Here is an 11979-nt window from a genome sequence, read left to right on the forward strand (position 1 = left end):
AAGAACGAATAGTTGAGCAATCAGGACTATTCCTGTTCCCAGAAAGAATGGAACTTCAACTAGAAGATAAGACAATTATACTTACTAAAAAAGAAACAACTTTATTGGAAATATTGATAACAAAGTCTCCACTTCTTGTAAAACGTGAAGTGATTTTGGAACAACTATGGGATAGTTCATATATAGACGAGAATACATTGAGTGTAAACATAGGGAGAATTAGAAGGAAGTTGCAAGATTTAGGTATTGAAAACGCACTGGAGACAGTTCGTGGTGCTGGATATCGTTTGCATGCTACTTGGGAGAAGGAAGGAAAGGAATAATGAAATTATTTTTACAAGAACATATTCCACTCATTTGTTATACATTTGCTCAATTGCTTATCATTCTTTTTATATATTGGTTTGATGGTTATCCACATATTTTGACAGCATTATATTCTGTATTTTTGGGTGTTTTTTTATTAATGGGTTATCTAATATATCGTTATTATAGTCATCGTTCATTCTACAAGCGTCTATCAACACCAATAGAAACTTTAAATGAGTCAATAAAAGATAGTGATTTGACTCCATTATCAATGGCCTTAGATAAATTACTACAAACTCAATATCAATATTATCAAAACCAATTAAAAAAATGGGAACGAAAACAACAAGAACAAATGATTTTTATGAATCAATGGGTTCATCAAATGAAAACACCTCTTTCTGTTATTGAGTTAATTACACAAGATGCAGATGACTCTCAATTTGACAGTATTAATGAAGAAACGGAAAGAATCAAAAAAGGATTAGAAATGGTCTTATATGTTGCTCGTTTAGAAACATTTGAACAGGATTTTCATGTAGAAAAATTGCAATTATTGGGAATGGTTGATTCTGTTATTCATGAAAATAAACGTCTGTTTATACGTAGTTATGTGTATCCAGAATTAAAAGTAGATCCGAGTCTTATTATAGAAACAGATAAGAAATGGTTTCGATTTATACTCAATCAAGTACTGTCAAATGCAATTAAATATTCATCAAGTAAGAAAGGGAAAGTAATGGTATCGGCGTATTCAAAAGGACGAGCAATTATTTTGGAAGTAAGAGATTATGGAGTGGGTATTCCTACTGCTGATTTACCACGTGTTTTTAATCTGTTTTATACTGGAGAAAATGGTAGGAAATTCAAAGAGTCTACGGGAATGGGATTATATCTTGTTAAAGAAGTATGTGAAAAATTAAATCATAAGATTGAGTTAGAATCTGAGGTAGGTAAGGGAACAAAAGTTAAAATCGTATTCCCATATGCATCTCGTTAACCGATGAAAGGTAAACTTTTCATCGGTTTTTTCTTTTGAATCTTACAAACTTGTTAGATAAATGTTAGGGAAATCGATATGAGACATACTATATATAGGCTACACTTCATGTATAGAAAAGAGAAATGGAAGGTGAAATACTTGTGGAGATACTACATGTTTCAGATTTAGGGAAAGTTTATCCTGGGAAAATTTCTTATACAGCATTATCCCATATTGATTTGAAAATAAATAAAGGTGAATTTGTAGGAATTATGGGACCATCTGGGAGTGGTAAAACAACGCTATTAAATATGGTTTCTACTATAGATGCTCCAACATCAGGAGAAGTATTAATTCATGGAGAAAATCCATACCTGTTATCTCCAGATCAGTTGTCTTTATTTCGAAGACGTGAATTAGGGTTTGTTTTTCAATCATTTAATCTCCTTAATACACTGACAGTGAAAGAAAATATTGTTCTTCCACTTACGCTTGATGGTGTAAGCCCTAGAGAAATGGAAGGTAAAGTGGAAGCTATTGCTGAAAAACTAGGGATAACTGAAATATTGGATAAACGTACGTATGAAATTTCTGGTGGGCAGGCACAAAGAACAGCAATCGCACGAGCTACTATTCATAATCCTAAATTATTACTTGCGGATGAGCCTACAGGAAATCTGGATTCAAAATCTGCTAGTGATGTGATGGAATTATTGACAAAGCTTAATAAAGAAAATAGCACAACGATGATGTTAGTGACACATGATGCAATGGCTGCAAGTTATTGTGATCGCATTGTGTTTATCAAAGATGGACAGTTATACAATGAGATTTATTGTGGAGATAATCGTAAAGTATTCTATCAAAAAATTCTAGAGGTTTTAGCATTATTAGGAGGAAATGCAAATGACTTTTCGACAATTCGCATTTAATAACGTCATTCGAAGTAAACGAACATATTTGGCTCATTTTTTAAGTAGTACGCTTGCTATTATGATTTTCTTTACTTATGCATTACTTGCATTTCATCCTAATTTACAAGGCGATCTTGCTGCCAGTGTAACAATCAATACATTTGCAAAGTCAGGATTACAGATATCGCAGGGGTTAATATTTTTCTTCTCATTCTTCTTTATCCTATATTCTGTAAGTGCATTTTTAAAAACAAGAAAAAAGATTTTGGAATTCTAATGCTACATGGGATGTCACGTTCACAGTTGAATAAATTAATATTTATTGAAAATACAATAATTGGAATCGCTTCTATTTTAACAGGAATTACAATTGGAATGGCGTTCTCTAAGTTTATCTTAATTATGAGCAACAATCTGCTAATGATTGATAAAGGACTCCCATTTTACATGCCCTTTAAAGCAATTGGAATAACATTTGGAGCTTTCTTCTTATTATTTTTATTTATTTCACTTTTCACTTCTCGACTAGTAAATGTAGAGCAATTAGTAGAATTAATAAAAGCAGAAGAAAAGCCAAAGCCTGAACCCAAATCATCCTTTTGGCTGTCTTTATTCGCACTTATTTGTATTGGATTAGGATATACGGCTGTATTCCATAGTGTTAATGCAATTCAATACAAGGATATGAAATATGTATTATTCATGATGGCGACAGGGGTGAGCTTTGTTGTACTTGGAACGTACTTCTTATTTACACAGCTCAGTGTATATGTGTTACGTGCATTAAAGAAAAGGGAAAATATTTTCTTTAAGAAAACAAACATACTCACCATCTCAGATTTAGTGTATCAATTAAAAGATAATGCAAAAATGTTTTTTATGGTCACTATTATATCTGCCGTTGCCTTCACTGCAGTTGGAACTTGTATGGGATTAGGTAACTCATCTATGGCTGAATCGAATAGTCCCTTTGCATTTTCTTATCAGTCCTATAATAATAATCCTTTAGAAAAAGAGCATCTAAAAAAATAGAAAGCGAACTCAATAATGGTGGGTTTAAATTCAAACAAGTAGCTTATTCAATAAAACAAATTCCAGATACCCTTTATAACAGTAATGTATTATTAAGCGTTATAAAAATAAGTGATTATAATAAGTTAGCTGAGGCATTCGGTTTTGAAAAAGAAAGCTTAAAAAATGAAAATGATAGTATTGTCATACCTGCAAGAAAATTCGCTAATACAAAATCGAATCAAAATAACTTTCGATTGTCGCATAGAAATATAAAAATAGATATGCATGTAAATAAAACACTAACGCCAAAAGAACTACAAGATACAAACATAACGACAATTATTATACCAGACGCTGTATATAATCAAATGCTAGTGGATCCTGAGAATCACTATGATGAATCCACTATCAATGGTTTTATTGTGAAAGATTGGGAGAAAACAAAAAAAGTTGAGGAAAATATTGTAGCTGCTTTTCAGAAGGATAATAAAGGTATAAATGAGCATATAGTAGACAACGAAAAATATATATTTTCGTCTTTGATTTTTACATGGATAGTGATGAAACAAAATTTTGGACTTGCATCCATTATGAGTGTATTAATAGGCATTGTTTTCTTTACGTTTGCTGCAAGCTTTTTATATTTCCGATTATATACAGACTTAGAACGAAATCAGCAGCAATATAAAATGATAGCAAAAGTTGGTTTAAGTAAACCTGAATTAAAGAAAATTGTGTCACGTCAACTTGCATTGTTATTCTTGTTACCAATTGCAATAGCGATTATACATAGTACAGTTGCTTTTATGGCCTTACAAAAGTTAGCTAATTTTTCAGTCTTGGGTAGTTCCGTCATAGTATTGGTTTGTTTCTTAGTTTTGCAAATTATATACTTTTACTTTGTTCGTTCTCAATACTTGAAAAAAATGTATAAAACGATTTTTTAATTCAAAAATAATAAAAAGAAGGAGAATATAGGATGAAAAAAAGAATTGGGTTATTAATAGTAGCTGGTATTTCGATTACCGTGTTAGGAGCATGTTCATTCTTTGGTACAAAAGACTCTCCAGCAAATGGAATTTCAATAGAAGTAGGAACGATAAACGAACAAACAAGAAACTCTATAATTGACTCATACAAAGATATAACAACCTCACAAGACCTATATCAATTAAAAGAAGGGACTATAGATAATAATAAGCTTGACATAAAGCTACCGACTAAATTTGGGGATTCTATGGATACTGCTACTAGTAATTTACTATTTATTAGTAGAACAACTGCTGAAAAAATAAATAAAAAGGGACTTATTCGTGAAAGGGATAATAACGAGGGGCTCCTATCTTCAGTCCCTCTTGATTCGTTACCAAAAATAGAAAAAGATGAAACTATCATATTTGCAAATAAAGAATATAAAGACTTGAAAGAACTAACATTTGATGAGAAAAAAATGAATGTTCAATATAAAGGGGATGTATGGCTATCTCCATATCGTGGTGGATCCAAAGAAATCCTATTAATTGTAGATGATACATTATTTAAAGAAATAAATGGGAAAGAAAAAACTAGACAGATTCTATCTTTTAATAAATCTTTTGGGAATCTTAATTTAGAGAGTCAAGGGAAAGCACCAGAATTAAGTAAGGAAATAGATAAAGTGAATACGGCTTTAGGTACTGAGGGTAAGGGAGCCGTTGAATTTGTAAATATTACAGAAAAGTAAAAAAATACGTCTATATGGATAGAACCAGCACCTTCTGTATTTTGTAATATTAAAAAATATAGAAGGTGCTTATTTACCTTGGAGCTGAAATGAAATTCGTTTTACTTAATTTAAAATTTTGCAATAGAATTATTCTAGCAAATAACTTTTTATGATTTACTACTTTATACGGAATTACATCGTTAAGATGTATCTCACAAATAAATTTACCAACAGATCATGGATGTGATGTTTAATATTTCTGTTGGTATAACAAATAATATTATTTAATATTGTTCATCGGAATATAAAACGAAATTTTAAAGAGTATCTAAATATATCAAAATAGAACGAATTCAAAATTTTATACTCAATCAAAAAAATTATAATACACGATATTCGAAACGCTCAATGGATACGGATTTAATTGGGGGACAAGCGAGATACGTGTAAAAATATGTTATAGATTTAGTTTTATTATGAATCAGATTTTATACTTTTATAGAGCACCATATATGCTCACTTATTGAAAATGTCCTTTGTTAACCCCGTATTTTCCTCTATTCCTACAGCATGTTTTTTACACATTCTAAGTTGCAATTTAAAAAGCAGAATGTATGTCTCAATCTATATATCAGGTGATTGGCATGGTATAACTGCTTTAGAGTTGATTCTAATAGGAATCAATATCTAATTTTGTTTTTTATTATTTGTACTAGAATCAATTATGAAATAATCCCCCCATTAGGGTTTAGTTTTTATAAATTATCTTAAGAAAATTTAAGAAATATAATCAGTAGTTCTTAATATGTTTTATTTATAATTCAAATGATTGCACAAAATCGTTTCTTCATTCTAAAACCGTAAATTTCTAAGTGTACAAGGGTGTTATTAGCTTATGGGACTAAAATAATTTGAATAATATTTTATATTCGAACATGGAAGAGACTCAGGAAATTGATTTTAATGTAAAAGTTCACTTTATTACATAAGGTAAATGCAAAGTAATTAAATAGCAGTTTATTTTAAAGAAATGTAAAACGGATAATAAAAAAACAAACATATGAGGATATATATGGTAAAACCAGTTGTAGATGTAAAAAACATTCAAAAAGTGTACGGTAAATAAGGTGAGAATCAATCACATGTGTTAAAAGTTGTATCATTCTCAATTCAAGAGGGCGAGTTTGTAAGAATTATGGGGCCATCTGGTTCTGGTAAAACAACAATATTAAATGTAATTTCGACACTTGATAAAGCAGCGTTATTAAAATTGGAGGAACGGATATTACGAAAATGAAGCAAGGTGAGCTTTCAGATTTCCGTACGTAAAAGTTAGGATTCATTTTCTAAGACTTTAATTTATTAGAGAATTTATCTATTTACGAAAACATTGTACTTCCACTTTCCCTTAAAGGTGTTCCATCACGAAATATTGGGCCGAAAGTAGAAAAGGTAGCTGATATGTTAGGAATTTTAGCAATACTTCAAAAGTATCCATCTGAAGTATCTGGTGGACAAAAACAGCGTTCAGCAGTATGTGCACTTGTGCATGAGCCAGCCATTATAAAGTTTATAAAGGCTGCAGCAATGATTCTTTTTTTGTGAGATGGCGAAAAGGGATTTTATATGTGCAATTCATTGTGTTTTCTTAACAAAACACCTAGTGCTTTCTTATCTTAACGGGGAACAAATTTATTACTTAGATGGTCTATTACGTGTATTCCTAAAAATGGATGTCCAAATTGAATACAATATATCCCGTTTGATATCTATTTTTATGTATTGCAAAAATATGAAAGGACTTATTATTTTGAAAAATAAAAGGATATATATTGGTGGGGTACAAGTTTAATACTTTTACAGATGAGGCATTGCAAGTGGAAACGAAAAAGAAACAACTCAAACAGTAGCTTATCAATCATACAAACGTAGGAGGATATATATGATAAAACCAGTTGTAGACGTAAAAAACATTCAAAAAGTGTACGGTAAAAAAGGTGAGAATCAATCACACGCATTAAAAGGTGTTTCATTCTCGATTCAAGAGGGGGAGTTTGTCGGTATTATGGGGCCATCTGGTTCTGGCAAAACAACATTATTAAATGTAATTTCGACACTTGATAAAGCGACAGGTGGTGTTATTGAAATTGGAGGAACGGATATTACGAAAATGAAACAAGGTGAGCTTTCAGATTTCCGTTCACAAAAATTAGGGTTCATTTTCCAAGATTTTAACTTATTAGAGAACTTATCTATTTATGAAAACATTGCACTTCCATTATCCCTTCAAGGTGTCCCATCACGAAAAATTGGGCCGAAAGTAGAAAAGGTAGCTGATATGTTAGGGATTGTAACAATACTTCAAAAGTACCCATCTGAAGTATCTGGTGGACAGAAACAGCGTTCAGCAGCAGCACGTGCGTTAGTGCATGAGCCTGCAATTATTTTAGGGGACGAGCCAACAGGAGCTCTTGATTCTAAAAATGCAACTAGTTTACTTAATGCGATGACAAATTTAAATAAAGAACAAGGCGTATCGATTATGATGGTTACGCATGATCCATACAGTGCAAGTTACTGTCAGCGTATTTTATTCATTCAAGATGGTGAGTTATATAAAGAAATTCACCGTAATGGTACACGTGAAGAGTTTTACAAAGAAATTTTAGACGTACTTGCAGATTTAGGCACACAAAAAGCGTAAGAAAAGGGGTTTGGGCATGTTATTTAAACTTTCCATGTCAGGGTTAAAAAGTAAGTTACAAGATTATATTGTCTTACTTGTTGGTCTTATTGTATCTATTTCAATTTTCTATATGTTTCAAACGCTAGCACTAAATAAAGGGTTCCTTGAATCTAATGCACATGTGGGTCCTATTGTATATATATTCCACATTGGTTCCTTTTTATTAGCAATTGTAACATTTTTTTATATTTTATATGCAAACTCTTTCTTATTATCTCTTCGCCAAAAAGAGTTTGGCATGTACATGATGTTAGGAGCAAAAAAGCATAAAGTTACCTTACTTATGTTTATCGAAACAATCGTATTAGGTGCCGCATCTCTTGTAATCGGAATTGTAGTTGGTGTAGGACTTGCAGAGGGTATCGGTCGGTTATTAATGAAACAATTGGAGTTAACTGGAGAAGGTTACAAAGCTTTGTACATTCCATCTATGGTTGTTACTTGCATCTTCTTCTTTGCATTATTTGTACTATCAGCAAGTATGAAGTAGTATTAAATTATCACGTATTTCTGTATTACAACTTGTACATGCAGATGCACAAACAGAACGTGTCGCCATAAAAGGAAAAATGACAATTGTAGTTGCAATCCTTGGTGTGATTTTATTGGGTATTGGTTATGCATCACTAATCTATATGAAATATGCAAACCCGCTAATTGGTCTGGGATTAATGGCCGTTGGATTAATCACAGCAACCGTTGGTACTTACATGTTATTTGGATCATTTCTCCCAGTTATGATTAACAAGTTAAAGAGTAATAAAAAGCGTAGTGAAAAAGGCCTCAATGCTTTTACTTTTGCACAATTAAATTTCCGCATTAATGGCCTAACAAATGTGCTTGCAACAGTAGCAATCTTAGTGGCTCTTGGCGCTGGCGGAATTGCGTGTGGTATGGCATTTAAAAACAACACCGGAGTAATTACTGATCAAAATCAAATTTACGACTCAGTCATTCATAATCCAACAGCGGAAGAAAAGAAAATTTTGAATGCAATCGTATTTACAGATAAGCTTGAATATCGTTACAAAATAGATGACCAGTATATTTATTATCTAAAAGAAGATTTAGAGAAAAATCGTCCTTTGGTAAAAGATAGAAAAAATGGGAAGACGCTGAAAGTTTCAGAGAAAATTCCCATGGATGCATTTGCATTGTCAAGACAATGGGGTAAAGATGATGGGAAACCAAAACAATGGAGCGACGCTTTCCAAACAATCCAGCCAAAGTATATATATCCTGATCATAAAGTGAAAATTGTAGACAAAAACATGTACCATAGTATAAAGGGTCGAGAAAGTACTGTGTTTATTGGGAAAACAGATGATTTTAAATCATATTTAAAAGAATGGAAACAACTTGACGAATTACAGTTAGCTAAATATACAAGTATGAAACCTGAAGAACTGAAGAGCAAATATCAAATGTATAATTCTCTTCATGGTATGTTAGGTGGATTGATGTTCATGGGCTTCTTCGTCGGAATTGCGTACTTAGCAATGATGGCAAGTTGTTTGATGTTTAAAGTTCTGTCTGGTGCATTCAAAGATTGTACACGTTATCAAATGCTTCGTAAAATCGGTGTTCGTCGAGAGTTATTAGCACAATCAATTTATAAGGAGTTATTCTTTGTATTCTTAGTCCCAGCAATTGTGGGTATTGTTCACGTATTAGTTGGTATGAACATGTTCAGAGTTCTTTTGCCTGATCCGTACAATCGTATTTGGGTACCAATTATTATTTTTGTAGTAATTTACTCGATTTACTATTTTATTACAGTTCAATTGTATAAAAGAATTGTACTTCCGAAAGAAGGTTAATGTAATAATGTTATGTATACTAAGTATCATCATAGTTTGATCTTATTTATTGATCATTCTGAATAGATTTGGAAATAATAAATGGACTAGTACTACGGACCATAAACAATTTATTTTAGATTTAAGATTAAAAATTTATCTTTTATCTAAGAAGGGGCACGGCGACGATTTTATCCAGCGAGAAAATAAAGAGTTTTTAAAATATGCGGTAGAACAAAAACAAGCAACTAAGACAAATAATTTTTCGGTTGATATTCAAGCAGAACAAGAAAAACTTCTTTGGGCAGACTTTGTTATTTTCCAATTTCCACTATGGTGGTATTCTGTTCCTGGCATTTTAAAAGGGTGGTTTGATAGAGCATTTATTTCTGGATTTATTTATTCAAGAGATGAAAGATATGATACAGGTAAACTGAAAGGCAGAAAAGCGATGTTGTCTACTACAACAGGTTCGCCTAAACATGCTTATACACCATACGGAATGGATGGAGATATGCATGAGAAGATACTTTATCATATTAATCATGGCATGCTTTATTTTTCTGGTTTAGAGCCTGTTGAACCATTCATTGCCTGGACACCATCCCATAATGAAGAAGATCGAAAACGTTACTTAGAGGAATATAAAAAACGCTTGCACAATATTTCTGAGATTCCTTCTATTCCATACCATCCTGCTCCTCATTATGACGAAAATCATCAACTAAAAGTAGAATATAGATAGCAATCTAGAAAACCCTAAAAATAGTCGATTTCCTTTATATTAAGGAATCGACTGTTTTTAGGGTGAATTTTTCTTAACTTGCGAAAACGTATAAAATTCGATTTGGATTGCTGGTAGTTCTTCTATAGGTATTATGGAGAAGTTGGGGTAGCACCACATCGCTATCAAGCTAAGCTTATGCAAAGTCAATTTTAGGCGAGATTGTTTCTTTTTTCTAAAGGGCAAGTGTAGGTGATTGAAAGATTTGCATACGAAATAAACCCTAACGGGTTTCACTTTTTTGAATTAAGCGGCTTGATTATCAGACATGGTACAATTGTAAACGACACCTAATATATCAAAGACCGTTTTTTTCTCATATCGATGAGATTTCCGCCCGTTTTGCTGTAGGAGATTGAACAGGCGAAGTAACACCTTTGATAGCTCTTGGGTGCTTTTTTGTATAGTTTTGAATAGAAGAAGAAAATAGTCTTTAATCATATATATGGCTTTATACTCACTAAGCTCTCGTTTTTTCTTCATGAGGAGCAATTGGCGCATTTGAAACATGATAGAAGAACAGAGTAGAATGGCAATTAATTGACCATATAAATGGCACTCCAATCGTTCTGGTTTTATCTTTTTACAATGATGAATTTGAAAGAATGACTTCCACGTTTTAAATGAAATTTCGATTTGCCAACGCAAAGAATACCAGTCATGTACCTGTCCCAACGGGACAATATCTGTAGGGGTGTTTGTCATATATACATTGATACCGCTGAGTCGTCTACTACGAGGAGAATACTTCATTCCTTTCTTTTTTTCTCTTACAGCTTGATCTTGTAATCGTTTTTGCTGCTGTTGTTTTGTTAATCGATGAACAATTACACGAGCTGGCACTTTATCAATCATTCCTACATAAGCATCAGCTATTTCACATGTTTGTCCTGGTTGAAGGGAGTTCATTAACGTCTCCATATCTATCTGTATATACTCTGTACCTTTCTTAATTCTTCCATCTTGAAAATAATCAGGGTTAGGATTTTTTTGATACATACGTGTATTCGACTTGATACGAGAGATATAGTAGGCCTCTTTATCTTGTATATATTGAAGGTCTTTTAAATGAAAATAACCTAAATCTCGGATACATAAATCATTGGCTGTCACATTTGGGGCACACAGAGAGCCGTAAGTGCGATCATGTTGTTTACCTGGACCTGTATGAGTATGAAGGAACTGTCCACTTAACAAATCATATTCAAGTTGGATTTTTATCCCAGCTGTATGGCTGCAGCCTCCTGCACCTGGATAAACCGATGAAAATACATCTGGGAGTTGAAATGCAGTTGAATCTAAAATACGAATACGCTTGAAAACAGAAGTGTATGGAGAAGAAATCGGCATAGATGCGGCCAATTTTTTGCTTAGTAGTTCGGCTAGTAGGCGTTGTAAAAGTTGGACGGCCGCCTTATTAAATCGTTGATTCAGTCCCTCAGGACTGATAAGTACTGCTGTTGATGCTTCTAAACAGCTAGATAACTGAGTTAAAGAAGTCATAGCTACATTTTGGCTCACACATACACATAAAGCTACTAAATCTTTTGCTTGGTACTTACTGGTTCGTTGTACAAAACCAACATCGCTAGCAAGATCCCGTAAGGTATTTGGAGATAAAAAACTTTGAATCTCTTGAGCAAATAGTTGTAATTCGTCGGACACAAAAACAGACATAAAAAACACCAGCCTTTCCTATGATTCTACAGAAAGGATATCGTATTTT

General features: G+C 32.6%; 7 protein-coding genes and 3 pseudogenes. 9 read left to right on the forward strand and 1 reads right to left on the reverse strand.

All coding sequences use genetic code 11. The features are described 5' to 3' along the window. From JFT89_RS12700 to JFT89_RS12740, 9 genes and pseudogenes are all read left to right on the forward strand, one after another. Positions 1 to 323: winged helix-turn-helix domain-containing protein (locus JFT89_RS12700; RefSeq protein WP_201040117.1), on the forward strand; the 323-nt coding region annotated here is incomplete at its 5' end. Next, a complete protein-coding gene (locus tag JFT89_RS12705) occupies positions 323 to 1309 on the forward strand; it encodes a sensor histidine kinase (RefSeq protein WP_002069322.1) in 987 nt (328 codons plus the stop codon). The genes JFT89_RS12700 and JFT89_RS12705, both read left to right, overlap by 1 nt. 143 nt (positions 1310 to 1452) lie before the next feature. Further along, positions 1453 to 2223: an ABC transporter ATP-binding protein gene (locus JFT89_RS12710; RefSeq protein ID WP_016095330.1), complete on the forward strand. Its 771-nt coding sequence runs from the start codon at positions 1453 to 1455 to the stop codon at positions 2221 to 2223. Beyond that, positions 2198 to 4166 (forward strand): annotated as a pseudogene (locus JFT89_RS12715) (FtsX-like permease family protein). Before JFT89_RS12710 ends, JFT89_RS12715 begins: the two are co-directional and overlap by 26 nt. A gap of 32 nt (positions 4167 to 4198) precedes the next feature. Next, positions 4199 to 4942: a lipoprotein BA_5634 family protein gene (locus JFT89_RS12720; protein ID WP_201040118.1), complete on the forward strand. Its 744-nt coding sequence runs from the start codon at positions 4199 to 4201 to the stop codon at positions 4940 to 4942. A gap of 1126 nt (positions 4943 to 6068) precedes the next feature. Continuing rightward, positions 6069 to 6490 (forward strand): annotated as a pseudogene (locus tag JFT89_RS12725) (ABC transporter ATP-binding protein); the annotation flags it as partial. Between the two features lie 376 nt (positions 6491 to 6866). Beyond that, positions 6867 to 7628 (forward strand): ABC transporter ATP-binding protein, encoded by a 762-nt coding sequence (locus tag JFT89_RS12730; protein WP_016095333.1) that lies wholly within the window; start codon positions 6867 to 6869, stop codon positions 7626 to 7628. A gap of 16 nt (positions 7629 to 7644) precedes the next feature. Further along, positions 7645 to 9490 (forward strand): annotated as a pseudogene (locus tag JFT89_RS12735) (FtsX-like permease family protein). Positions 9491 to 9539: 49 nt separating this feature from the next. After that, complete coding sequence (locus JFT89_RS12740; protein WP_201040119.1) at positions 9540 to 10214, forward strand: NAD(P)H-dependent oxidoreductase; 675 nt, start codon at positions 9540 to 9542, stop codon at positions 10212 to 10214. Positions 10215 to 10499: 285 nt separating this feature from the next. Here JFT89_RS12740 and JFT89_RS12745 read toward each other — a convergent pair whose 3' ends face one another. Then, positions 10500 to 11930: an IS4 family transposase gene (locus JFT89_RS12745; RefSeq protein WP_201040120.1), complete on the reverse strand. Its 1431-nt coding sequence runs from the start codon at positions 11928 to 11930 to the stop codon at positions 10500 to 10502. Positions 11931 to 11979 lie beyond the last annotated feature (49 nt).

The organism is Bacillus sp. TH25 (assembly GCF_016650935.1).
GTDB classification, from domain to species: Bacteria; Bacillota; Bacilli; order Bacillales; family Bacillaceae_G; genus Bacillus_A; species Bacillus_A mycoides.